This window comes from Rivibacter subsaxonicus (genome assembly GCF_004217215.1).
Lineage (GTDB): Bacteria > Pseudomonadota > Gammaproteobacteria > Burkholderiales > Burkholderiaceae_C > Rivibacter > Rivibacter subsaxonicus.
In genome coordinates this window covers 145,409-169,908 of record NZ_SHKP01000006.1, presented here as the reverse complement: position 1 = coordinate 169,908, position 24,500 = coordinate 145,409, and the positions used below count along the sequence as shown (strand labels likewise).

Genomic DNA, 24,500 nt, shown 5'->3' with positions numbered 1-24,500 from the left:
ACGGCACACCACAGTGCCACAAGGAGCCGACCGATGAACACCAAGACCCCCGGCAACGTGCGCGCGCTGACGCGCGAGGAAGCCGACAGCTTCGAGCTCGACCTCAAGAGCATCGAAGCGGCCAAGCGCAGCCTCGACAACGGTGCCGTGACACCAAGCTACGGTCCGTACCGCGACCGCATCGTCAAGCTGCTCAACGATTCATTGGCTACCGAGCTGATCTGCGTGCTGCGCTACAAGCGGCACCACTTCACCGCCCACGGTTTGGCCTCGCCCAAGATTGCCGAGGAGTTCATGGTCCATGCGCTGGAGGAAGCGGCGCATGCCGACGACCTTGCCAGGCGCATCGTGCAACTCGGGGGCGAACCTGATTTCTCGCCCGACTCCTTGAGCAAGCGCAGTCACGCCGACTACGACGAATCGTCGGACCTGAAGGCCATGGTTCGCGCCAACCTCAAGGCCGAGCGGGTCGCGGTCGAGACCTACCGCCAGATGATCGCCCTGATCGGCGACAAGGACCCGACCACGCGCAACCTGCTCGAGCACATCCTGCGCGAAGAGGAAGAGCACGCCGACGAACTGGCCGACTGGCTCGAGGAGTGAGCCCCCGGCTCGCGCAATCCGTTTCCCGTCCCTGCAACTCAGAACCCACAAGGAGATCCACCATGTTCCTGCGTACCACCCTCGCCGCCACGCTGGCCGCCACGGCCCTCATCGTCCTGCCCGGCTGCGCCGTCACGCGCGACCAGCAGACCGTCGGCGCCTACATCGATGACACCGCCATCACCACGGCCGTCAAGGCCAAGCTGGTCGAGGACAAGAGCGTCGACGCGGCGGCGATCAGCGTCGAGACGCTCAACGGCACCGTGATGCTGTCGGGCTTTGCCAAGAGCGCTGCCGAGAAGAACACTGCCGAATCGCTCACGCGCGACGTCAAGGGCGTCAAGGCGGTGAAGAACGGGATCACCGTGCGCGGCTGATCGCGGCCGCCGGGCCGCGGCTTCAGGGCGGCGCCGCTCGGCGCCGTCGAGGCCATCAGCCGCATTGCCCGACCGCGCCGCAGGCGGTGCAGAACTCGCAGCCGTCCTTCTGGATGACGGTCGCGTTGCCGCACTCGACGCAGACCTTGCCGGCCATCACGCGGACCTGTTCGCCAGCCTCGCCGGCCGACTCGAGCACGCCCATGTCGCGCAGCGGATAGCCCGCCTCGTCGAGCACGCCGAGCATCGCGTAGCGGTGGATGATCAGCCGCGCCAGGTAGGCCACCGTCGAGGGCCAGGTCTGCTGGCGCCGCTCGCCGTGCGGCAACCCCGGCACGAAGGCCATGAAGTGACCCAGCGGCTCGGCGTAGTTGAGCAGCTTGCGCAGCTTCATGCCGATCCAGGCCGGGTCGATCACGCGCATGTCGAGCGAGAGCAGCCGCGCCAGGCCATCGAGCGCACGCGGGTAGTTGCCGGAGAAGCCGAGCGCGCAGGGCCGGGTCACGGTGCCGCCGTCCGGCCCTGGCAGCGTGACCTCCTTGAGCGTCAGCGTGAAGGCCTCGCCGCTGGCCGGGTTGTCGATGTCGACCGCCCAGGCCAGCGTGCCCGAGGGCCCGGTCTGCGGCTCGGCCACGCTGAACATCGCGTCCATCACCGGTGTCGGCCCGCCGCGGCCGGGCAGCGCCCCGAGTTGCTCGCAGCGCCAGCGGACCACCGCCGCGGTCGCCGCCACCACGCCCGGGAACAGGCGTCGCTCGCCGTGCGGCGGGAACGGCATCTCGAAGGCGCGCTCCTCGGCCACCGTGGCGAGCGCGTCGAGCTTGAGCCGCAGCCAGGCGGCGTCGTTGGCGCGCAGGTCCATCGACAGCGTCTTGGCCAGCGCGCCGAGCCCGCGCGGTTGCTCGGCGCCGTTGACCCAGACCTCGAAGGGCTGGGCCGGGCCGCCGTCGGCGCCGGCGAGCTCGCCGATGAACAGCGCGAAGTCGCCGAATGGGTGGTGCACCATGAAGGTCCAGGCCGGGTTGCCCGAGGGCAGCTCGGGCCGGCCCGGCCAGCGCAGCGAGGCCAGCACCGGCGCCGGCAGCCGCTCGAGCGCGAGGCGGCGGTTGGCGCCTTCTATCTGCAGCGGCGCCACCGGCTGCGCGGCAACGCTCAGCACCGAGCCGAGCACGCTGTTAGGCCGATAGGTGGCCAGTCCCTTCAGTCCCGAGGCCCAGGCCTCGAGGTAGAGGTTCTGGAACTCGGCGTAGGGATAGTCGGCCGGCACGTTGACGGTCTTGGAGATCGCGGTGTCGATGCAGGGCGCGACCGCGGCGACCATCGCCTCGTGCGCCTGCGCGCTCATCTCGAGCGCGGTGACGAAGGCCGGCGTCAGCGCCGCGGCCTCGCCCTTCAGGTGGCGGTACAGCCGCCAGGCGTGGTCCTCGACCGCGTACTCCCTGAAGCTGCCGTCGGGCATGCGCTTCCTGCGCGTGTAGCTCCAGCTGAAGGCCGGCTCGATGCCGTTGCTCGCGTTGTCGGCAAAGGCCAGGCTGATGGTGCCGGTCGGCGCGATCGACAGCAGGTGCGAGTTGCGCAACCCCTGCGTTCGGATGCGTTCGCGCAGCGGCTGCGGCAGGCGCGACGCGAAGGTGGTGCCGCTGAGGAACAGGTCGGCGTTGAACAGCGGGAAGGCGCCGCGCTCGCGCGCGAGTTCGACCGAGGCCGCGTAGGCCGCGTCGCGCATCAGCTCGGCGATGCGGCGCGCCATCGCGCGCGCGGGCTCGGTGTCGTAGCGCAGGTTCAGCATCACCAGCGCGTCGCCGAGGCCGGTGAAGCCGAGGCCGATGCGCCGCTTGTTGCGCGCCTCCTCCTGCTGCTGCGGCAGCGGCCAGACGGTCACGTCGAGCACGTTGTCGAGCATGCGGGTCGCGACCGCCGCCACCTCGGCGAAGGCCGCGTCGTCGAAGTGCGCACCGTCCTCGAAGGGCTCGCGCACGAAGCGCGTCAGGTCGATCGAGCCGAGGCAACAGCAGCCGTAGGGTGGCAATGGCTGCTCACCGCAAGGATTGGTCGCCGCGATGCTCTCGCAGTACGACAGGTTGTTGTCGCGGTTGATGTGGTCGAGGAACAGCACGCCGGGCTCGGCGTGGTCGTAGGTCGACCGCATGATCTGTTCCCACAGCTCGCGCGCGCGCAGCCTGCGGTAGACCCAGGACCCGCCACCGCCGGCCTGCGCCTGCTGGTAGGCGCCGGCCTCCTTCTGCGCCGCGCCGGGCTCGGCCCGGTGCACCAGCTCGATCTCGGCGTCGGACTGCACCGCCTGCATGAAGGCATCGGTCACGCCGACCGAGAGATTGAAGTTCTTCAGGTCGCCGGCGTCCTTGGCGTGGATGAATTCCTCGATGTCCGGGTGGTCGCAGCGCAGCACGCCCATCTGCGCGCCGCGCCGCGCGCCGGCCGACTCGACCGTCTCGCAGGAGCGGTCGAAGACCCGCATGTAGCTGACCGGGCCCGAGGCGCTGCTCTGCGTGCTGCCGACCCAGGCGCCGCGCGGACGGATGCGCGAGAAGTCGTAGCCGACGCCGCCGCCGCGGCGCATGGTCTCGGCGGCCTCGGTCAGTGCGGTGTAGATGCCCGGGTGGCCGTCCTCGACCTGGGCGATCGAGTCGCCCACCGGCTGCACGAAGCAGTTGATCAGCGTGGCCGACAGCCCGGTGCCGGCGGCCGACTGGATGCGCCCGGCCGGCACGAAGCCGGCCCGCAGCGCCTGCGCGAAGCGCGCCTCCCAGTGGCTGCGATCGGCCGGCTGCTCGGCCTGCGCCAACGCACGCGCGACGCGCTGGTTCACGTCCTCGGCGCTGCGTTCGTCGCCCTTGGCGTACTTCTCCAGCAGCACTTCTGCGCTGATGTCCTGCGCGGGCAGGGTGTGCAGCGTGCGTGGCGTGGCTTGGTCGGTCTGGTGCATGCGTGGGTCTCCTCCGGTTCGAGCTTGCAAGGTAGACCTCGGCCCGGCTCCGTTCATTGACCTGGGTCAGGATTCATGAGAGCTTACGAGCCCATTTTCTGCACTCGATGCAGGGCAAGACCCTGCTGGCCACTAGCCGCTAGCCTTGAGCCCAACGGCCGGTGTTTTCACCGGCACACTGACCGGGAGCCCGCATGGCATTGCCGCACGCCCAACCGCTGGACATCATCGATGTTCGCCCGCTCGGTGCCGCCCTGCGCGGGACGGTGACCAGCAGCCTGCTGAAGACGCCGGCGTTGCAACTGATGCGCGTGGTCTTGCCGGCCGGCAGCGCCCTGCCCGAACACAGCGTGGCCGGTGCCGTCACCGTGCAATGCCTCGAAGGCGAAGCCGTGGTCACGACCCCATCGCGCAGCTGCAGGCTCGGCGCCGGCCAGCTCGTGATGCTGGCCGGCGGCGAACCGCACGCCGTGAACGCCGTCACCGACGCTTCGCTGCTCGTGACGGTGCTGTTCGGCGCCTGACGAGACCCTCAGAAGGCCGCGATGCCGGTGATCGCCCGTCCCAGGATCAGCGCATGCACGTCGTGGGTGCCCTCGTAGGTGTTGACCACCTCGAGGTTGACCAGGTGGCGCGCGACGCCGAACTCGTCGGAGATGCCATTGCCGCCGAGCATGTCGCGCGCGACGCGGGCAATGTCGAGCGCCTTGCCGCAGCTGTTGCGCTTCATGATCGAGGTCACCTCGACCGCCGCCGTGCCCTCGTCCTTCATGCGGCCTAGGCGCAGGCAGCCCTGCAGGCCGAGGCTGATGTCGGTCAGCATGTCGGCCAGCTTCTTCTGCACCAGCTGGTTGGCGGCCAGCGGCTTGTCGAACTGCTTGCGGTCGAGCGTGTACTGGCGCGCGCGGTGGAAGCAGTCCTCGGCCGCGCCGAGCGCGCCCCAGGCGATGCCGTAGCGCGCGCTGTTGAGGCAGGTGAACGGGCCCTTGAGGCCGCGCACCTCGGGGAAGGCGTTCTCCTCGGGGCAGAACACCTTGTCCATCACGATCTCGCCGGTGATGCTGGCGCGCAGGCCGACCTTGCCGTGGATCGCCGGCGCGCTCAGGCCCTTGGCGCCCTTGTCGAGGACGAAGCCGCGGATCTGGCCGCCCTCGTCCTTGGCCCAGACCACGAAGACATCGGCGATCGGGCTGTTGGTGATCCACATCTTGCTGCCCGTCAGCTCGTAGCCGCCGGCCACCTTGCGCGCGCGGGTCAGCATGCCGCCGGGATCGGAGCCATGGTTGGGCTCGGTCAGGCCGAAGCAGCCAATCCATTCGCCGCTGGCCAGCTTCGGCAGGTACTTCTGCTTGGTGGCCTCGGTGCCGAACTCGTTGATCGGCACCATCACCAGCGAGCTCTGCACGCTCATCATCGAGCGGTAGCCGGAGTCGATGCGCTCGACCTCGCGCGCCACCAGCCCGTAGCAGACGTAGTTGAGGCCGGCGCCGCCGTAGGCCTCGGGAATGGTGGCGCCGAGCAGGCCGAGCTCGCCCATCTCGCGAAAGATCGCCGGGTCGGTGCTCTCGTTGCGGAAGGCCTGCAGCACGCGCGGCGCGAGGCGCTCCTGGCAGTAGGCCTGGGCGGCGTCGCGCACGGCGCGTTCATCGTCGCTGAGCTGCTGGTTGATCAGCAGCGGGTCGTCCCAGTGGAATGAGGCTTTCTGGCTGGCCATGGCGGTTTCCTTTGTCTCTCAGTTCGAAGAGGTGTTCGGGATCACCGCGGTGACCTCGATCTCGACCTTGGCGCGGTCCTCGATCAGCGCGCTGACCTGCACCGCCGTCATCGCCGCGTTGAAGCTGCCGATGATCTCGCGAAACGCGGCACCGATCTCGCGTCCTGCGGCCAGGTACTCGCGCTTGTCGGTCAGGTACCAGGTCATGCGCACGATGTGCTCGGGCTTCGCGCCGGCCTCGGTCAGCACGGCGACGATGTTCTGCAGCGCCTGGCGCACCTGGCCGACCAACTCGTCGGTCTGGAATCGGCAGTCGGCGTCCCAGCCGATCATGCCGGCGACATAGACCTGCCGGCCCTCGACCAGCACGCCGTTGGAGTAGCCGCGCGGGCGCGCCCAGCCGGCGGGTTGCAGGATCTTCATCATGGTTGTTGCCCTCGCTTGGATTGCCAGTGCGCGATGGCGGCGCGCACGTCGGGTGGAATGTCGATGGTGCGGTCGTCACTGCGGCCGGTGCTGACCAGCACCTGGCGCAGCCGCATGCGCAACTGGCCGTCGCTGCCGTGGCAGGCGACCGCCAGCGTGATCGAGCGCCCGCCGAGACGCTCGACCTGCAGGCTGAAGTCGACCGGCTCGCCCATGCGGCTCGGCGCCGCGAATTCGCATTGCAGCGAGACCGTCGGCAGCCCGACCAGGCGCTGGCCGATCAGTGTTGCGTAGTCGATGCCGAGTTCGAGCGTGAACCAGTCCTCGACCAGGCCGTTGAGCAGCACCAGGTACTGCGGAAAGAACACCATGCCGGCCGGGTCGCAATGCGAGAAGCGGATGGTCTGGCGTTGCACGAAGACCGCGCCGCCCGGCTCGGGCGCGCTCAGGCGGGTGGCGGCGGGCAGCGCCATCACTCGACCTCGTGCAGCCTGAAGCGCTGCAGCTTGCCGGTCTGGGTGCGCGGCAGCTTGTCGACGAAGACCAGCTGGCGCGGGTACTTGTAGGGCGCGACGGTCTGCTTGACGAAGTCCTGCAGCGTCTTGGCCATCGCCGCGTCGGCGCTGTGCCCCGAACGCAGCACGACGAAGGCCTTGACCACCTGGCCGCGCTCGGCATCGGCCACGCCGATCACGCCGCACTCGGCCACCGCCGGATGGAGCATCAGCGCCTCCTCGACCTCGGGCGAGGCGATGTTGTAGCCGGCCGAGATGATCATGTCGTCGGTGCGCGACTGGTAGAAGAAGTAGCCGTCGCCGTCCATCAGGTAGGCGTCGCCGGTCAGGTTCCAGCCCTCGCGCACGTAGACCTTCTGGCGCTCGTCGGCCAGGTAGCGGCAGCCCGTGGGGCCGCGCACTGCCAGATGGCCGACGGTGCCCGGCGCGACCGGGCGGCCGGCGTCGTCGACCACCCGCGCCTCGTAGCCCGGGATCGCCTTGCCCGTCGCGCCGGGCCGGGCATGCGCCTCGTCGGCCGAGATGAAGATGTGCAGCATCTCGGTCGAGCCGATACCGTCGATCAGCTCGATGCCGGTCGCCTCGCGCCACAGCGCGCGGGTCGAGGCCGGCAGCGCCTCGCCGGCCGAGACGCACTTGCGCAGCGGCGTGCGGCGCAACTCGGCGCCGCTAGGCGCCAGCGTGCGATAGCTGGTCGGCGCGGTGAACAGCACGGTGGCGCCGAACTCGCGGACGCTCTCGAGCAGCTGCGGCGGGCCGGCCTTCTCGAGTAGCACGGTCGACGCACCGACCGCCATCGGGAACAGCAGCAGGCCGCCGAGCCCGAAGGTGAAGGCCAGCGGCGGGCTGCCGATGAAGACATCGTCGGCCACGGGCCGCAGCACATGCGGCGGCCAGCAGGCGCAGATCGCCATCACGTCGCGATGGAAATGCATGGTCGCCTTCGGCACGCCGGTGGTGCCGGAGGTGAAGGCAAAGATGCAGCAGTCGTCGGCCGCCGTGGCGACGTTGTCGAAGCGGCCGTCGTGGCGCTGCATCAGGGCCTCGAGGCCGTCGGCGCCATCGCCGTTGCCCACGCCGTTGCCGTGGAAGAAGCGCAGCTGCGCCAAGCCCGGGCACTGGCGTGCTGCCTCCTGCATTTCCTCGGCCAGGTTCAGGTCGCACAGCGCATGCGTGACCTGGCCCTTGTCGATGATGGCCTTGAGCTCCTTGGCGCGCAGCAGCGGCATCGTCGCCACCGCGATCGCGCCGGCCTTGATCACCGCGAACCAGCAGGCCGCCAGCATCGGGTTGTTCGGAGCCCGCAGCAGCACCCGGTTGCCGGGCACCACGCCCATCTCGTGGACCAGCACGCTGGCGATGCGGTTGGCCTTGTCCTGCAGCTCGGCGTAGGTCCAGCGCAGGCCGGGAGCCTGGATGCACAGGCGCTCGCCGCGGCCCTCGGCCACGTGGCGGTCGAGCAGCTCGGTGGCGCAGTTGAGCTGCGCCGGCCAGTGCAGTTCGGGCAGCTCGAACAGGAACTGCGGCTGCAGCTCGGGCGGCGGCAGGTTGTCGCGGGCGAAGGTGTCGATGTGGGCGCTGGGCATGGCGATCTCCGCTTAGAGCTCAGTTGGCACTGGCGGACGTGACATCGCGCAGCAACTCGCGCGCGATGATGAGCTGCTGCACCTCGGTAGCACCCTCGTAGATGCGCAGCGCGCGGATCTCGCGATAGAGCCGCTCGACCGGCTGCTCGCTGACGACGCCCATGCCGCCCCACATCTGCAGCGCGGCATCGATGACCTGCTGCGCGCCCTCGGTGGCGGCCATCTTGGCCATCGCCGCCTCGCGCGTGACTGGCCGGCCCTGGTCGCGCTGCCAGGCGGCGCGGTAGACCAGCAGCGCAGCACTGTCGATGGTGGTCGCCATCTGCGCCAGCTTGGCCTGCGTCAGCTGGAAGTCGGCCAGGGTCTGGTTGAACATGCGGCGGGTGGTGGCACGCAGCAGCGCCTCGTCGAGCGCGCGGCGGGCAAAGCCGAGCGCGGCGGCGGCGACCGAGGTGCGGAACACGTCGAGCGTGCGCATCGCGACCTTGAAGCCCTCGCCGGCCGCGCCAACGCGGCGGCTCAGCGGCACGCGGCAGTTCGTGAAGCGCAGCCGCGCCAGCGGGTGCGGCGCGATGACCTCGATGCGCTCGGCGATCTCGAAGCCCGGGGTGCCGGCATCGACGATGAAGGCCGAGATGCCGCGCGAGCCCGGCGCTTCGCCGCTGCGCGCGAAGACCACGTAGAAGTCGGCGATGCCGCCGTTGGAGATCCAGGTCTTCTCGCCGTCGAGCACGGCATGGTCGCCGTCGATGCGGGCCGCGCATTGCATCGCGGCGACGTCGGATCCGGCCTCGGGCTCGGACAGCGCGAAGGCGCTGATCGCCTCGCCGCGCGCCACGCGCGGCAGGTAGGCCTGCTTCTGCTCGGCCGAGCCGGCCAGGCTGATCGCGCCCGAGCCCAGGCCCTGCATCGCGAAGGCGAAGTCGGCCAGGCCGGAATGGCGCGCCAGCGTCTCGCGGATCAGGCAGATCGAGCGGGTGTCGATCGCCTCGCCCGCGCCGCCCACGGCGGTGCCGCCGACCGCGTGCGCCAGCCAACCACCCTGGCCCAGCTTGCGCACCAGGGCCCGGCATTCGGCATCGACGTCGTGACCATGCTCGAAGGAAATGTTCGTGCGACTCCAGTCATCGAGCGCGCGCGCCAGTTCGGCGTGGCGCGGCTCGAAGAAGGGCCAGTCGAGGTAGTTGGTGTCGCTCATCGCGTTGCCCTTGCTCAGTTGCCTTCGAAGCGCGGCTTCTGGCGCGCGACGAAGGCCTCGTAGGCGCGCGTGAAGTCCTCGGTCAGCATGCAGATCGCCTGCGCCTGGGCCTCGGCCTCGATCGCCTGCTCGATGGTCATCGCCCACTCCTGATGCAGCATGGTCTTGGTGATGCCGTTGGCAAAGGTGGGGCCGGCCGCCAGATCGCGCGCCAGCGCCGCGGCCTCGGCCTGCAGCGCCTCGGGAGCGACCAGCCGGTTGAAGAAGCCCCAGCGCTCGCCCTCCTCGCCACCGAGCGAACGCCCGGTGTAGAGCAGTTCGCTGGCGCGGCCCTGGCCGACGATGCGCGGCAGCATCGCGCAGGCACCCATGTCGCAGCCGGCCAGGCCGACCCGGTTGAACAGGAACGCGGTCTTGCTGCGCGCGGTGCCAAGGCGCAGGTCGGAGGCCATCGCGATGATCGCGCCGGCGCCGGCGCAGACGCCGTCGATCGCCGCGACGATCGGCTGCGGGCAGCCGCGCATCGCCTTGACCAGGTCGCCGGTCATGCGGGTGAACATCAGCAGCTCGGGCGCCTTCAGCCGCACCAGCGGGCCGATGATCTCGTGCACGTCGCCACCGGAGCAGAAGTTGTCGCCGGCACCGGCCATCACCACCACCTTGACGTCGTCGGCGTACTTGAGCTGGCCGAACAGGTCGCGCAGCTCGGCGTAGGACTCGAAAGTCAGCGGGTTCTTGCGCTCGGGGCGGTTCAGCGTGATGGTGGCCACGCCCTCGTCGAGCTGCCACTTGAAATGGGTGGCGCGGTAGCCAGCGGCGGGGCGACGGTTGCCGGCCGCGAGGGCCGGATCGAGGCGCGGGGTCTCGGTACTCATCACTTCTCCTCGGATATCTGTGGTTGTTCCTGCTGCCGCACCAGCTGCACGCGCAGCGCGCCGAGCTGGCTGTAGAGCTGCTGCACGGCCTTGGGATCGAGCCCGGCGAAGAGCTCCAGGATCCATTGCTCGTGCTCCTGCGCCATCGCCTCGAAGCCGCTGCGGCCCTTGGGGGTGAGCCGCACGATCCAGGCGCGGCGGTCGGTCGGGCTGCTCTCGCGCACGACCAGGCCGTCGCGCTCGAGCTCGTCGGTGAGGCCGGTGACGTTGCCGCCGGTCACCATCAGGTAGCGCGACAGCTCACCCATCTTCAGCCCCTCGGGCTGGCGATAGAGCTGCGCCAGGTAGTCGAAGCGCGGCAGCGAGATGCCGAAGCGCGTGCGCAGCCGGCGCCGGATCTCGTCCTCGACCTGCGTGGTGCACGCCAGCATGCGCAGCCAGAGCTTGAGCGCGGCATGGTCGCCCTGTTCGGCGCGCGCCTCGTGGCCGAGTTCGTCGGCGTCGTCGAGCAGCACGTGGCTGGCGTCGGTTCTCATTTCAGCACCTCGCCGCCGCAGACTGGGATGCTTTGCCCATTGACCGCCGCGGCCGCATTGCCGCACAGCCAGCGCACCGCATCGGCCACTTCCTCGGGCTGCACGATGCGGCCCTGCGGGTTGCCGGCGGCGAAGCCGGCGCGCGCTTCCTCCGCGCTGCGACCGGTCTTGGCCATCACGTTGGCGATGCTCTCGCGCAGGATCTCGGTCTCGGTGTAGCCGGGGCAGACCGCGTTGACGGTAATGCCCTTGCGCGCCAGCTCCAGCGCCAGCGCGCGCGTGAGGCCGATCACTCCATGCTTGGCGGCGCAGTAGGCCGACACATAGGTGTAGCCGGTCAGCCCGGCGGTGCTGGCGACGTTGACGACGCGGCCCCAGCCGGCGGCCAGCATGTCGGGCAGTGCGGCCTGGGTGCACAGCATCGTGCCGCCGAGGTTGACGTCGATCATCTGGCGCCAGAGCTCGGCATCGGTCTTGAGGAAGGGCGCACTCGCGGCCTGGCCGGCGTTGTTGACCAGGATCGCGAGCGGGCCGAAGCGCTCGCGCGCCGACGCGAAGGCGGTCGTCACCTGTCCGGCATCGGCCACGTCGGCGCCGACCGCGTGCAGCCGCTCGGGCTGATTGCTGGCGAGCGCCTGCACCACCTCGAGCCGACGGCCGAGCACCGTGACGCGGGCACCGGCGGCCACCAGCGCGAGCGCGATCGCGGCGCCGATGCCGCTGCCACCGCCGGTGACCAGCGCGTGGCGGTCCTGCAGACCGGCAGTCGTTGGTTGATTCACGGCGCCCACCATCAAGCCTCCGCCGCGCGTACCGGCGACAGCGCCGCCATCGCGGCCTGCGCCTTCTCGCGCTGGAAGTTGGCTTCCATCTGCTGCTTGCCCGAGCGGTACTGCTTGGGCCAGGCGAGCGCGGTGTAGCCGATCTTGGCGGCCTCGCTCAGGGTCCAGGCCGGGTTGGCCAGGTGCGGCCGCGCCACCGCGCACAAGTCGGCACGGCCGGCGGCGATGATGCTGTTGACGTGATCGGCCTCGCTGATCGCGCCGACCGCGATGGTGGCGATGCCGGCCTCCTGGCGGATGCGGTCGGCGAACGGGGTCTGGAACATGCGGCCGTAGACCGGCTTCTCCTTCTTGCTGACCTGGCCCGAGGAGCAGTCGATCAGGTCGGCCCCGGCGGCCTTGAAGGCACGCGCAATCTCCACCGCGTCGGCCGGCGTGATGCCGCCCTCCACCCAGTCGTGGGCCGAGATGCGCACCGACATCGGCCGCTGCTGCGGCCAGACGGCACGCATCGCCGCAAAGACCTCGAGCGGATAGCGCAACCGGTTGGCGAGGCTGCCGCCGTACTCGTCGTCGCGCCGGTTGGTCAGCGGCGAGATGAAGCTCGACAGCAGGTAGCCGTGGGCGCAATGCAGTTCGAGCCAGTCGACGCCGATGTCGGCCGCGGCGCGGGTGGCGGCAACGAACTGGGCCTTGACCTCATCCATGTCGGCCCGCGTCATCGCGCGCGAGACCTGGCTGATGCCTTCCAGGTACTGCTGCGGCGAGGCCGAGACGATCGGCCAGTTGCCGGATTCCAGCGGCTGGTCGATGCCCTCCCAGGGCACGCGGGTCGAGGCCTTGGCGCCGGCATGGCCGAGTTGCAGCGCGAACTTGGCGTCGGTATTGGCGTGGACCCAGTCGACGATGCGCTTGAAGGCCTGCACATGGTCCGGCCGATACAGGCCGGGGCAGGCCTCGGTGATGCGGGCCTCGGGGCTGACGCAGGTCATCTCGCAGAACACCAGCCCGGCGCCGCCCATTGCGCGCGCGCCCAGATGCACCAGGTGGTAGTCGCCGGCGACGCCGTCGACCGCCGAGTACTGCGCCATCGGCGAGACGACGACGCGGTTCTTCAACCTCAGGCCGCGCACCGTGTAGGGCGTGAACATCGGCGGTGGCGCGGCCTCGCCGTCGGCCAGTTGCATACCGGCGCGCTCGGCGAACCAGCGTTCGTAGCCGCCGAGCCAGTTGGCGTCGCGCAGGCGCAGGTTCTCGTGGCTGATGCGCTGGCTGCGCGTGAGCATCGAGTACATGAACTGCGGTGCGTCGAGCTGGTCGCAGTAGCGCGTGCCGCAGACCTCGAACCACTCCATCGCGTTCCAGGCCGCGTTCTGCAGGCGCAGCACGTCGACGTTGCGCAGCGTCTGGTAGCGCTCCAGCACATGGGGAATCTGGTCGGGTCCGTCGCCCATCTCGCCGAACAGCCGGGTCAGCTCGATCGCATCCTCGATCGCCAGCTTGGTGCCCGAGCCAATCGCGAAGTGCGCGGTATGCACCGCGTCGCCCATCAGCACCACGTGGCTGCGGCCGTTGTAGAGCGACCATTGCTCGCACTTGACGCGCTGGAAGTTCAGCCAGGCCGAGCCGCGCAGGTGGCGCGCGTTGGTCATCAGCTTGGCGCCCTGCAGATTGCTCGCGAACAGCTGCTCGCAGAAGGCGATCGACTGATCCTGGTCGGCCTTGTCCAGGCCATGCGCGAGCCAGACCGACTCCGGGCACTCGACGATGAAGGTGGTGGTCTTCTCGTCGAACTTGTAGATGTGGGCCTGGAACCAGCCATGCTCGGTCTTCTCGAACAGGAAGGTGAAGGCGTCGAAGAGCTTGTTGGTGCCGAGCCAGATGAAGCGATTCGGCCGCACCACGAGGTCGGGCTTGAAGACCTCGGCGTACTTGGTGCGGATGCGCGAGTTGATGCCGTCGCTGGCGATGATCAGGTCGGCGTCGGGGTAGTCGGTGTCGGACTCGACATCGGTCTCGAAGACCAGCTTGACGCCGAGCTGCTCGCAGCGCGCCTGCAGGATGTTGAGCAGCTTCTTGCGGCCGATGCCGACGAAGCCGTGGCCGCCGGAGCGGATCACCTCGCCCTTGAAGCCGAGCTCGATGTCGTCCCAGTGGTTGAAGGCCTGCTCGATCTCGGCCGCCGTGACCGGATCCCACTGGCGCATGTTGTCCATCGTCGCGTCGGAGAACACCACGCCCCAGCCGAAGGTGTCGTAGGGCTTGTTGCGCTCGACCACCGTGATGTCGTGCGCCGGATTGCGCATCTTCATCAGCAGTCCGAAGTACAGGCCGGCGGGGCCGCCACCGATGCAAACGATTTTCATGAACGCTCCTGCGGGACGAGATCGCCGGCCGGGTGCCGAGGGCTCCTGGACCTTTGGGCGGGCGCCGTGACCGCGCACCCGTCATGGAACGTACATTAGTTATCAATCATTTAGTTGTCAAGTAGTTTGGCGAGAAGCTGCCCGACGACCGTTCTAGGCGCATTGCTGAAGTTCAACTTCGAGCGGCGAACTCGCGCTCCCGACCCCAAGCGGAACTACAAGTAGCGCGATTCGCTCCCGAAAAGCTGGCATTCAATGGCGTGAAGCCAGATTGCGGGGGGAAGAGCGCGGCCTCGGCATCAAGGCCGCCAAGTGCTGCATGAACTCCAGCGGCAATATCGCCAGCTGCGTGGTGCCGTCGTGCCAGGGCGCCTTCTGCTTCAGCATCACCTGCCCCGCCGCGTTGCACTGGACCCGATCGTTGGCCAGCGCCGGGCGAGTGATATAGCGCCACAGTGGCTCCAGCGCTTTGCGGTCGTTGGCGTCACAGCGCACGGCCGCGTGCAGACTGAAACCGGGCATGTCGTTGCACAGCGCCTGATTGCGCCCCGTCTCCCTCGGTATCGTGCCCTGCACACTCAAAGCGCCGGGCGGCACGTGCTCGTTCGAGATCATCGAGGTGCGCTACATCTCACGCTGCATGCCTGCACCGAGACCATGGGGTGGGGGCAAAGCGCCCGCCTCGCTGCCTACAGCCGGGCGATGTCGGGCGCCGCGCCGCCGAGCCAGGCCCGCCCGTAAGCCTTGCGCGCCGAGGCCTCGGCCTTCGCGTCGCCCTTGCGCTTGTAGACCTCCGCCAGGCCCGCCAGCGCCCAGCCGTTGCCGCGCACGCGCACCAGCGAGTCGCGCAGCGCTTTCTCGGCCGCATCGAGCTTGCCCTGCCGCAGGTACACCGAGCCCAGCGACTGGCGAACCGGGTAGTACCAGTACGGCGGTTCCATGTAGGCGAGCGAGTCCTCGATCGCGACCGCCTCCTCGTAGGCCTTCGCCGCCCCGGCGAGGTCGCCCTGCGCGTCGGCCAGGCGTGCGGTCGCCACCAAGCGCGCGGTCTGCACGATCTCCTTGCCCGGCACTGCCCAGTCGGTGTAGGGCTTGAAGTCAGCCTTCTGATCGATCACGGCGATGGCGTCGATCTCGCGCTGTGCGCCGGTCGCGTCCTTCTTCGCCGCGAAGGCGAGCGCGCGGGCGTAGTGCGCCAGTGCGGACACCAGCACCTGCTCCTTCGGTGGCACCTTCATGGCGAGGATCGCCTCAGGCGCGCTGAAGACCGCGTGGGCCAGATAAGGTGCGGCCTTGATGGGTTCCAGCGCCGCGAACTGCGCGATCACCGTGTCGGACAGCGATGCGTCGAGCTTGGCCGCGGCATCGATCGCGGTCGGGCCGTCGCCACCCATCTGCGCCGAGACCAGCACGAAGTGGATGTTGTGTGGGTAGTAGGCCGACTTGTACATCGGGTCCGAGGGCGAGGTGCTGAAGTACCGCTCGTCGACGGCCATCGCGCGCTTGTTGATTTCCAGCGCCTCCTTGTACAGGCCGACGCGGTAGTAGATGTGGGCCGGCATGTGCACGACGTGGCCCGCACCCGGCATCAACGCGGCCAGCCGTCGCGCGTGCGGCAGCGCGCGATCGGGCTTCGTGGACGCCTCGACCGCGTGGATGTAGAGGTGGATCGCTCCCGGGTGATTTGGATTGCGTGCGAGCACCTTCTCCAGCGCCGCGAGCAGTTCGGCGGCGCGGCCCTTGGGTTTCGCGCCCCCCGCCTCCCAGTAATCCCAGGCCTGCGTATCCATCACGGCCTCGGCGTAGAGCGTGAGGACCGTGTCGTCGCCCGGATACTTCTCGGCCACAGACTTCATCGCGTCGGCGAAGGCCGCGTCAAGCGCGGCGCGCTCGGCCTTCGGGTCCGCCGAGTAGCGCTTCTGGAGAGCCGCGATCAACGCACGATCCTTCGCCGGCGCGCCGGGCGCCAATTCGACTGCCTTGGCGAGCGCGGCCAACGCCGGCGCCACCGCCTCGGGCATCATCGGCGCGTTGATGTTCGGCCCTAGCACCAGCGCCTCGCCCCACCAGGCCATCGCGAGCTTCGGGTCTGCCTTTTGCGCGGCCTGAAAGGCCCGCTGCGCCTCTGCGTGGTTGAACGCGAAGGCCCAGCGGATGCCTTGGTCGAAGTAAGCCTGTGCCCTCGCGTCGCGCGTTCCCACCTTGAAGGACAGCGTGCCCAGGTTGTCGTACAGCGGCACTGAGCCGTCCGCGGCCTTCATCGGCTGCGGCGTGAAGGGTTTGGTCTCGGTTTGCGCGAGGATCAGCTTCTGAAGCAGGGGCGGGCGTCCGGCCACGGATGGGCCGCACATATTGCCCGGCTCGGAGAGCAGCGCGTCGTAGGTTGCACCGCCGGAGGGTTCGACGCCGCGGCTCGCCATCAGGTCGGCCGAACTGAACAGGCCAGCCAGCGCCATCGCAACACCGCGCAGAGGGATACGCGCCGACTCCCTCTCGAAAGCGGTGACATTCCACTCCGTCACAGTGTCCGCGCGCCCCGCCGCGCAGGCCAGCACGAAGGCCAATGCGGCGATGGTGGACAGCCGGGCGCGACGCGTTCTCGTGCGTGGGAAGTCTGCTGGGTCGGGTCGCCGAAGGGCTCCAGTACACGTGGAGAGTGCGTCCATGTCATTCTCCTTTCTGCCGTTGAGGGCGCTTGCGGAGTGACGGTGAGCCCGGTGACCAGACGCCGAGTGCGCGCATTGCGCGCGGCGGTGGCTCTGCTCACCGCCGCTGGAAGAGCGATGTTGCGCGTGCTGGAGACCGCAGTCCAGTCGGGTGTCTTGAAAGCGACCCTGAAGTCGGAGGCTTATAGGGGATAGCAAGTTGGGGCCCCCCTTTCGATCCGGCAGAAGCTCAGCGCCGACCGATGCCCACGATGTGACCGAGCAGTGAATTCACGCCGCTCCTTCGAGCATTGGTCTACGCTTGAATGGCCGCTTCGCTTACATGCCACAAACCGCGATGGGTGTGCGCCGTGCAAAGGCGGCGCGGGTGCCTCGTAGCAGAGTCGAGCCGAAGAGTCGGGTGCCTGAACCGGACCGTCGGGACCACCAGCTCCTGGCCGGGACTGTCAGTTGCCGGTCGACCCTGGTAGCTGACTTTGGCGGCGGACCTGACCGAACGACTGCTGGTCACAACCTCGACCACCGTCTGCCGACCCGAACCAGCCGGACGACACCCCAGAAGCAAACAGGCGAGATGGCCGCGCGATCTAGGTCGCTGCGCAATTGGACCAAGGTGCAATGCGTCGGCCACCTCTGCAGGGTCCACGCTTGTACTAACCGGCGATTGCCAGGGCCGCCCCCTTCAACGCACGGTGCGGGCCACATTGCGGCGTTCTGGACGCCAGCGGTCCGTCGGGCCGTATGACCGGTTTCGAAAGTGCTAGCCACCTTGCCAGCATCAAGGCGGTTGTGCCGCACCCGCTCGGTCGGTACCGGAACTGCTTCGCGACGCAGGCTGCATTTCGTCGCGCAGGTTCAAGGGACTTGGTGCGCAGGGCGCACAGTCCGGCCCACGACACCCTCTCGGAGAAGCTGACCATGACCATTCGCAACTTCATTGCCACTGCCACGGTGGCGGCGTTCGGCCTGTCAGCCTGCAGCTCCGCCGTCATCGCCTCGGAGGTCGGCTGGCGCTCGATGAGCGTGCCTGCTGCGGCTGCCGGCGTGCCGATTCCCTTGGCTCTGTGGTACCCGGCCGAGGCCGGTGCGGCCGTCCGCAGCGTCGCCATGGGCCCCTTCGGCGTGCGTGCGGCGGTTGGTGCCCCGGCGGCAGCGAACGTGCGTGGGCTCATCGTGCTGAGCCACGGCACCGCCGGCACCGAGCTCGGCCATGGCCGCCTAGCCGAAGCGCTGGCTGCGCGCGGCTACCTCGTCGCCGCGTTGCGCCACCCCGGCGACAACTGGCAGGACGATTCGCTGCGCACCCAAAGGGCGGAGCAGTACTTCGACGAGCGCCCGCGGCAGGTCAGCCGGGTCATCGACGCGCTGCTGGCCGATGCGGCCTGGAGCCCGCGCATCGCGCGCGATGCGCGTGGCCCGCGCGTGGGCGCCGTCGGCCACTCGGCGGGCGGCTATACGGTGATCGCGCTCGCCGGCGGGCAGCCGGCACCACAGCGCATTGCGACGCATTGCCGCGAGCACGGCGCCGACGACCCGATCTTCTGCGGGCTGCCACGCGGCACGTCGGCCCCCGCGCCGCAGCCGGCCAGCGGGGCGCCGCTGATGGATGCTCGCGTGCGCGCCGTCGCGGCCCTGTCGCCGGTGGGCGTGGTCTTCGCCCCCGAGTCCTTGCGTCGCGTGACCACGCCAGTGGCGATCTGGGTGGCCGATCTCGACCGCTTCCTGGTGCCGCGCTTCCACGCTGAATGGCTCGCGCAGCAGCTGCCGGCGACCTCGTTGCGCCGGGTGCCGAACGCCTGGCACTACGCCTTCATGGATGCGCCAACAACGCCGATTCCCTCGCCCGACGGCGACCTCGCGGCAGACCCGCCAGGCTTCGACCGCAGCCGCTTCCTCGAGCAGCTCGGCCGAGATCTGAGCGACTATTTCGACGCCAAACTGTAGCCGCCGCGAGCCATCGCATCAGCCCGGCGCCCGCACTGGGTCCGCGACGGCTTCGTCGTCCGGCTCGACCAGGTAGGTCTGCCCCATGTCCTCCACCAGTACGCTGCGGCGCGTGAACAGCTTCATCAGCCGGGTGGTGAGGGTCTGCAGCAGCATCACGCAGTGCAGGTGGATGCTGAGCTTGGACATCGCAGGAAGCTGCCAGTCGCCAACGGCCGCAATTGGCCGGGAGGGTGAGTTCGACGACCGGCATTGAAGGTCCGCAATGCGCCGAAGACGGTCTCGCGCTCGTATCAGACGCGCTCGACGATCAGCGCGATGCCCTGCCCCACGCCGATGCACATCGTGCACAGCGCGTAGCGGCCGCCGGTGGCGTGCAGCTGGTTGATCGCGGTGGTGGCAAGGCGCGCGCCGCTGGCGCCGAGCGGGTGGCCGAGCGCGATCGCGCCGCCGTTGGGGTTGACGCGCGGGTCGTCGTCCTTGAGGCCGAGCTGGCGCAAGACCGCCAGGCCCTGGGCGGCAAAGGCCTCGTTGAGCTCGATGACGTCGAGCTGCTCGAGCTTGAGGCCGGTGAGCGCCAGCACCTTCTGCGTGGCCGGCGCCGGGCCGATGCCCATGATGCGCGGCGCCACGCCGGCGGTGGCCATGCCAACCACGCGCGCGCGCGGCTGCAGCTTGTACCTGGCCAGCGCCGCTTCGCTGGCCAGCAACAGCGCGCAGGCGCCGTCGTTGACGCCGCTGGCGTTGCCGGCGGTGACGCTGCCTTCGGGGCTCACCACGCCCTTGAGTTTTGCCAGCGCCTCGAGGCTGGTCTCGCGCGGGTGCTCGTCCCTGGCGACGACCACCGGCTCGCCCTTCTTCTGCGCAATGCTGACCGGCGTGATCTCGGCATCGAAGAAGCCTCGCAGCTGGGCTGCCACCGCCTTGAGCTGCGAGGCCAGCGCCATGCGGTCCTGCGCCTCGCGCTCGATGCCGAAGTCCTTGGCCACGTTCTCGGCGGTCTCGGGCATCGAGTCGACGCCGTACTGGGCCTTCATCAGCTTGTTGACGAAGCGCCAGCCGATGGTGGTGTCGTAGACCGCGTTGTTGCGCGAGAAGGCACTCTCTGCCTTGGGCATCACGAAGGGCGCGCGGCTCATGCTCTCGACGCCGCCGGCCAGCATCAGCTGCGTTTCGCCGGCGCGGATGGCGCGCGCGGCGCTGCCGAGCGCGTCGAGCCCCGAGCCGCACAGGCGGTTGATGGTGGCGCCCGGCACGCCGGTCGGCAGGCCGGCCAGCAGCGCGCTCATGCGGGCGACGTTGCGGTTGTCCTCGCCGGCCTGGTTGGCGCAGCCGTAGATCACGTCGTCGATCGCGCCCCAGTCGAGTTCCGGATGGCGCTGCATCAGCGCGCGGATCGGGATCGCGCCCAGGTCGTCGGTACGCACCGAGGACAGCGCGCCACCGTAGCGGCCGAAGGGGGTGCGAATGGCGTCGACGATGAAGGCGTGCTGGCTCATGGCAATGGTTCCTGGTAGCGGTAGAACGGGTGGGCGGCCACCGTCGCGGGTTTCAGTTCGCCCCGCGCTGGCGGCGCAGCCACGGGCTCACACGGTAGCGCTCGCCGCGGTATTCGGCGTCGAGTGCGTCGATCACCGACGCCACGCCCGCCACGCTCCAGCCGGCGAGCCACTCGAAGGGCCCGGCCGGGTAGTTGACGCCGAGCTTCATCGCGGCATCGGCGCCGGCCGGCGTGCAGACACCCTGCAGCACCGCATCGGCCGCCTCGTTGACCAGCATCGCGACGGTGCGCGCCACCACCAGCCCCGGCGCGTCGGCCACCGGCAGCGGCGCAAAGCCGAGCGCGGCCAGCCAGGCCGCGGCCTGGCTCCGCCAGTGCTCGCTAGCGCCGTCGGCGACCGCGAAGGCCAGTGCCGTGCCCGGTGCCGCCGGCAGCGACAGCGGGCGGTCGAAGACCGCGACCTCGTGCGTGCTCATCGACACCGCCAGTTCGCTGGCGCAGCGGCCGTCGGTGAGCACCAGCCGCTGGCCGTCGATCGCCAGTCCCGTCCAGTCGCTCTCGCGCACCCGCGCCGGGCCCCAGCCCTGGGCCGCGAGCGCGGCGGTGGCGGCCTGCTCGAGGAAGTCGGCGATCGCATCGTCGCCATGCACCGTGACCTCGCTCGCGTGGGCCGGCGCCTCGTGCAGCGCGACCGGCAGCGCCGGCGCGTCATTCGGGTACTGGTAGAAGCCGCGGCCGCTCTTGCGCCCGAACAGGCCGCCGTCGACCATCTCGCGCTGCACCAGCGAGGGCATGTAGCGCTTGTCCTGGAAGTTCGCCTCGTAGACCGAGTTGGTGACCGCGAAGTTGGTGTCGTGGCCGATCAGGTCCATCAGCTCGCACGGTCCCATGCGAAAGCCCGCGCCGCGCAGGCAGGCGTCGAGCACCGGCGGTGTTGCCGCGCGCTCGAGCAGCAGCGCCAGGCTCTCGGCGTAGTAGGGGCGCGCGATGCGGTTGACGATGAAGCCCGGCGTCGAGCGCGCATGCACCGGCACCTTGGCCCAGCGCTTGCCGAGCTCGAAGATCGCCGCGGCCACCGCGGGATCGGTCTGCAGGCCCGACACCACCTCGACCAGCTTCATCACCGGCACCGGGTTGAAGAAGTGCATGCCGACCAGCCGCTGCGGCCGCTGCAGACCGTTGGCGATGGCGGTGACCGAGATCGACGAGGTGTTGGTCGCCAGCACGCAGTCGTCGGCGACGATGGCCTCGAGCTGCCTGAACAGCGCGCGCTTGGCCTCGAGTTGTTCGACGATCGCCTCGACCACCAGCCCGGCGCCGACAGCCGCCTCCAGCCCGCTGGCCGCTTCGATGCGCGCCAGCGTCTGCGCGGCACTGTCGGCGTCCAGCTTGCCCTTGGCGACCAGCGCGTCCAGGCTCTTGGCCAGCCGGGCCTTGGCCTCGGCGGCGGCGCCCTCGCGGGCGTCGTGCAGGAAGACCCGGTGGCCGGCCTGCGCCGCGACCTGCGCGATGCCGGCGCCCATGATGCCGGCGCCGACCACCAGCACCGGCGCACCGTTAAGTTTCTCGAGGCTCATGGCAGCGTCCGTTACCGGTAGCGAAGCAAGATCATCAGTATGTCTCCAGGTGCAGCCGGCCTTCCTTCTTGAGTGCTGCGCCGACCGTGTCCCAGGACAGCCCGGCCTGCTGCGCCACCTCGCGCAGCGCCAGCACCACGCCCTCCTCCATGCTCTTGAGGCCGCAGACGTAGAAGTGGCTGTTGGGGTCGGCCAGCAGCGCGCCGAGGTCGGCGGCGCGCTCGCGCATCACGTCCTGCACGTAGCGCTTGGGATGACCCGGCGTGCGCGAGAAGGCGAAGTTGATGTCGATGAAGTCCTTCGGCAGCCCCTGCAGCGGACCGAAGTAGGGCAGCTCTTCCTTGGTGCGGGCGCCGAAGAAGAGCATCAGCTTTCCGGCCTCGAACTTGCCCGAGGCGCGCAGGCGCCGGCGCCATTCGGTCATCGCGCGCATCGGCGCGCTGCCGGTGCCGGTGCAGATCATCACGATGTGGCTGCGCGGGTGGTTCGGCATCAGGAAACTGGCGCCGAAGGGGCCGATCACCTGCACGGAGTCGCCGACCTTGAGGTCGCACATGTAGTTCGAGGCCACGCCGCGCACCGGGTTGCCCTGGTGATCCTCGAGCACCCGCTTGATGGTCAGCGAGACGTTGTTGTAGCCGGGCCGTTCGCCGTTGCGCGGGCTGGCGATCGAGTACTGGCGCGCGTGATGCGGCTTGCCGGCGCCGTCGACGCCGGGCGGAACGACGCCGATGCTCTGGCCCTCGAGCACCGGGAAGGGCATCGAGCCGAAGTCGAGCACGATGTGGTGGGTGTCGTAGTCCTCGCCGGCGCTGCGGCCGACCTCGGTGACGCGCACGTTGCCGACCACGGTCGCGGTGGTCGGGCTCTTCGGCCCATGCAGGTTGGTGTAGGCATGGGCCGCCGACCACGGCGGCAGCGTCGCGCCGTACTGGGCCGAGTTGAATGGCGTCTCGCCGTTGGCCGCGGCCGGCAGCACCGGCGCCACCGGCTCGACCGCCGGCTCGGCATCGGGCGCGACGCCGGCTTCGGCCAGCTGTTCGGCGGTCCACTCGGTCGGCAGCTCGTCCCAGAGCAGTTGCTCGGTGGTGCTGTAGGCGCGCACCAGCGGCATCGTGCGCCAGTTGTCGATCGAGCCCGTCGGGCATGGCGAGATGCAGGCCATGCACAGGTTGCACTTGGAGGCATCGACCACGTAGTTGCGGTCGTCGTGCGTGATCGCGCTGACCGGGCAGGTCGCCTCGCAGGTGTTGCAGCGGATGCAGATCTCGGGGTCGATCAGATGCTGCCTGATCACCGTGGTGTTGGTGGCCATGTCCATGGACTTGTCTCCTCGCCGCGAGGCTCTCAGTATGCGCAAGGGGCCACGCGGCCCCTTGCTGTCGCCCTGAAGTCGAAGTGGATCAGTTGAAGCGCACGTACTCGAAGTCCACCGGCTGGCGGTTGATGCCCATCACCGGCGGCGCGATCCAGTTGGCGAACTTGCCCGGCTCGACCACGCGGCCCATCAGGCTGGCGACGAAGGCGCGATCCTCGCCGCTCGGCAGCCACTCACCCACCTTGGCGTTCCATTCGGCATCGCTGACCACGCGGCCCTCGGGCGAGACCTTCACGCCCGACAGCGCGCCGATGTTGCGATGGAAGGCCTTGTGCGGCACCTTCAGCTTGAACGGGATGCCAGCCTTCTCGAGCACCTTGTTCCAGCGCTCGACGCCAGCCACCGAGTCCTTGATGTAGTCGTCGCGCAGCACCTCGTTGAGGGCGTTGAGCATCGGAACTTCCTTCTCGACCAGCTGGCCGCCACGTGCCTCGAGCACCTTGTAGGTCTGGCCCTTGAGCACATGGTCGTCGACCCGCTTGCCTTCCTCGTAGCGGCCCTTCAGGCCCGAGGAGTAGAAGGTCGCAGCGTTGCTCGACTCGTCGGCACCGAACAGGTCGATCGTCACGCTGAAGTGGAAGTTGATGTAGCGCTGCAGCGTCGGCAGGTCGATCACGCCGGCCGCGCGCAGCTTGCCCACGTCGTCGGTCTTGAGCTCGTTCATCGCCGCCGCGGTGCGCTGGATCACGCGCGAGATGCCGCTCTCGCCGACGAACATGTGGTGCGCTTCCTCGGTCAGCATGAACTTGGTGGTGCGCGCCAGCGGATCGAAGGCGCTCTCGGCGAGCGCGCAGAGCTGGAACTTGCCGTCGCGATCGGTGAAGTAGGTGAACATGAAGAAGCTCAGCCAGTCCGGCGTCTGCTCGTTGAAGGCACCGAGGATGCGCGGGTTGTTCTCGTCGCCGCTGCGGCGCTCGAGCAACGCCTCGGCCTCCTCGCGACCGTCGCGGCCGAAGTGCTTGTGCAGCAGGTAGACCATCGCCCAGAGGTGGCGGCCTTCCTCGACGTTGACCTGGAACAGGTTGCGCAGGTCGTACTGGCTCGGGCAGGTCAGGCCAAGATGGCGCTGCTGTTCGACCGAGGCCGGCTCCGTGTCGCCCTGGGTCACGATGATGCGGCGCAGGTTGGCGCGGTGCTCGCCGGGCACATCCTGCCAGGCCTTCTCGCCCATGTGGTCGCCGAAGTGCACCTTGCGGTCGGCGTCGCCCGGATTGAGGAAGATGCCCCAGCGGTAGTCGGGCATCTTGACGTGGCCGAACTGGGCCCAGCCCTGCGGATCGACGCTGACCGCGGTGCGCAGGTAGACGTCGAAGTTGTTGGAGCCGTCCGGCCCCATGTCGCCCCACCAGTTCAGGAAGTTCGGCTGCCACTGCTCGAGCGCACGCTGCAGCGTGCGGTCCTCGCTCAGGTTGACGTTGTTGGGGATCTTCTCGCTGTAGTTGATGCTGCTCATGTTGGTTCCTGTGCTGCGTACTCATTCGCGGGCATCGAGCCCGCTCATTCGCCGAT

At 69.3% G+C, this 24,500-nt stretch carries 21 protein-coding genes; 4 read left to right on the top strand and 17 right to left on the bottom strand.

All coding sequences use genetic code 11. From position 1 onward, the window contains the following. The first annotated feature begins 33 nt into the window (after window positions 1-33). Window positions 34-603: a ferritin-like domain-containing protein gene (locus EV670_RS10740; RefSeq protein ID WP_130431896.1), complete on the top strand. Its 570-nt coding sequence runs from the start codon at window positions 34-36 to the stop codon at window positions 601-603. 62 nt (window positions 604-665) lie between these two features. Continuing rightward, on the top strand, window positions 666-980 hold the full coding sequence (locus EV670_RS10735; protein WP_130431894.1) for a BON domain-containing protein: 315 nt from the start codon (window positions 666-668) through the stop codon (window positions 978-980). 55 nt (window positions 981-1,035) lie between these two features. Here the strand turns inward: EV670_RS10735 and EV670_RS10730 are convergent, their stop codons facing one another. Further along, window positions 1,036-3,927 carry an adenosylcobalamin-dependent ribonucleoside-diphosphate reductase gene (locus tag EV670_RS10730; protein WP_130431892.1) on the bottom strand — a complete coding sequence of 964 codons (2,892 nt, stop codon included), beginning with the start codon at window positions 3,925-3,927 and terminating at the stop codon, window positions 1,036-1,038. 194 nt (window positions 3,928-4,121) lie between these two features. Between EV670_RS10730 and EV670_RS10725 the strand changes: the two genes are divergently transcribed. Next, on the top strand, window positions 4,122-4,451 hold the full coding sequence (locus tag EV670_RS10725) for a cupin domain-containing protein (RefSeq protein WP_130431890.1): 330 nt from the start codon (window positions 4,122-4,124) through the stop codon (window positions 4,449-4,451). Between the two features lie 8 nt (window positions 4,452-4,459). On the opposite strand, the gene EV670_RS10720 is transcribed toward EV670_RS10725, so the two are convergent. From EV670_RS10720 to EV670_RS10670, 11 genes are all read right to left on the bottom strand, one after another. Beyond that, window positions 4,460-5,641, bottom strand: a complete 1,182-nt coding sequence (locus tag EV670_RS10720; protein WP_130431888.1) for an acyl-CoA dehydrogenase — start codon at window positions 5,639-5,641, stop codon at window positions 4,460-4,462. A gap of 18 nt (window positions 5,642-5,659) precedes the next feature. After that, a complete protein-coding gene (locus tag EV670_RS10715) occupies window positions 5,660-6,064 on the bottom strand; it encodes a RidA family protein (RefSeq protein WP_130432790.1) in 405 nt (134 codons plus the stop codon). Beyond that, a complete protein-coding gene (locus EV670_RS10710; protein WP_130431886.1) occupies window positions 6,064-6,540 on the bottom strand; it encodes an acyl-CoA thioesterase in 477 nt (158 codons plus the stop codon). The genes EV670_RS10715 and EV670_RS10710 overlap by 1 nt, the downstream gene beginning before the upstream one ends. After that, a complete protein-coding gene (locus EV670_RS10705) occupies window positions 6,540-8,168 on the bottom strand; it encodes a benzoate-CoA ligase family protein (protein WP_130431884.1) in 1,629 nt (542 codons plus the stop codon). Before EV670_RS10705 ends, EV670_RS10710 begins: the two co-directional genes overlap by 1 nt. Window positions 8,169-8,187: 19 nt before the next feature. Then, complete coding sequence (locus tag EV670_RS10700) at window positions 8,188-9,366, bottom strand: acyl-CoA dehydrogenase family protein (RefSeq protein ID WP_130431882.1); 1,179 nt, start codon at window positions 9,364-9,366, stop codon at window positions 8,188-8,190. 14 nt (window positions 9,367-9,380) lie between these two features. Continuing rightward, window positions 9,381-10,241, bottom strand: a complete 861-nt coding sequence (locus EV670_RS10695) for an enoyl-CoA hydratase family protein (RefSeq protein ID WP_130431880.1) — start codon at window positions 10,239-10,241, stop codon at window positions 9,381-9,383. Then, window positions 10,241-10,777, bottom strand: coding sequence for a MarR family winged helix-turn-helix transcriptional regulator (locus tag EV670_RS10690; protein ID WP_130431878.1), 537 nt, complete (start codon window positions 10,775-10,777; stop codon window positions 10,241-10,243). The genes EV670_RS10695 and EV670_RS10690 overlap by 1 nt, the downstream gene beginning before the upstream one ends. Then, window positions 10,774-11,559, bottom strand: a complete 786-nt coding sequence (locus EV670_RS10685) for an SDR family NAD(P)-dependent oxidoreductase (protein ID WP_242616920.1) — start codon at window positions 11,557-11,559, stop codon at window positions 10,774-10,776. Before EV670_RS10685 ends, EV670_RS10690 begins: the two co-directional genes overlap by 4 nt. An 11-nt stretch (window positions 11,560-11,570) precedes the next feature. Further along, window positions 11,571-13,925 carry a bifunctional salicylyl-CoA 5-hydroxylase/oxidoreductase gene (locus EV670_RS10680; protein WP_130431874.1) on the bottom strand — a complete coding sequence of 785 codons (2,355 nt, stop codon included), beginning with the start codon at window positions 13,923-13,925 and terminating at the stop codon, window positions 11,571-11,573. Between the two features lie 252 nt (window positions 13,926-14,177). After that, window positions 14,178-14,540, bottom strand: a complete 363-nt coding sequence (locus tag EV670_RS10675) for a transposase (protein WP_130431872.1) — start codon at window positions 14,538-14,540, stop codon at window positions 14,178-14,180. Between the two features lie 74 nt (window positions 14,541-14,614). Beyond that, entirely contained in the window at window positions 14,615-16,480 is a 1,866-nt protein-coding gene (locus EV670_RS10670) for a tetratricopeptide repeat protein (RefSeq protein WP_242616950.1), read from the bottom strand. Between the two features lie 852 nt (window positions 16,481-17,332). On the opposite strand from EV670_RS10670, the gene EV670_RS10660 reads away from it, so the two are divergent. Beyond that, on the top strand, window positions 17,333-18,535 hold the full coding sequence (locus tag EV670_RS10660) for an alpha/beta hydrolase family protein (protein ID WP_242616919.1): 1,203 nt from the start codon (window positions 17,333-17,335) through the stop codon (window positions 18,533-18,535). An 18-nt stretch (window positions 18,536-18,553) separates the two neighbouring features. Here EV670_RS10660 and EV670_RS18680 read toward each other — a convergent pair whose 3' ends face one another. From EV670_RS18680 to boxB, 5 genes are all read right to left on the bottom strand, one after another. Further along, a complete protein-coding gene (locus EV670_RS18680) occupies window positions 18,554-18,724 on the bottom strand; it encodes a hypothetical protein (RefSeq protein ID WP_165393297.1) in 171 nt (56 codons plus the stop codon). Window positions 18,725-18,828: 104 nt separating this feature from the next. After that, window positions 18,829-20,034 carry a 3-oxoadipyl-CoA thiolase gene (pcaF, locus tag EV670_RS10655; RefSeq protein WP_130431870.1) on the bottom strand — a complete coding sequence of 402 codons (1,206 nt, stop codon included), beginning with the start codon at window positions 20,032-20,034 and terminating at the stop codon, window positions 18,829-18,831. A gap of 52 nt (window positions 20,035-20,086) precedes the next feature. Then, window positions 20,087-21,613, bottom strand: coding sequence for a 3-hydroxyacyl-CoA dehydrogenase (locus EV670_RS10650; protein ID WP_130431868.1), 1,527 nt, complete (start codon window positions 21,611-21,613; stop codon window positions 20,087-20,089). Between the two features lie 34 nt (window positions 21,614-21,647). Then, window positions 21,648-22,934, bottom strand: coding sequence for a benzoyl-CoA 2,3-epoxidase subunit BoxA (gene boxA, locus EV670_RS10645; RefSeq protein ID WP_130431866.1), 1,287 nt, complete (start codon window positions 22,932-22,934; stop codon window positions 21,648-21,650). An 82-nt stretch (window positions 22,935-23,016) separates the two neighbouring features. Continuing rightward, on the bottom strand, window positions 23,017-24,444 hold the full coding sequence (gene boxB, locus EV670_RS10640) for a benzoyl-CoA 2,3-epoxidase subunit BoxB (RefSeq protein WP_130431864.1): 1,428 nt from the start codon (window positions 24,442-24,444) through the stop codon (window positions 23,017-23,019). Window positions 24,445-24,500 lie beyond the last annotated feature (56 nt).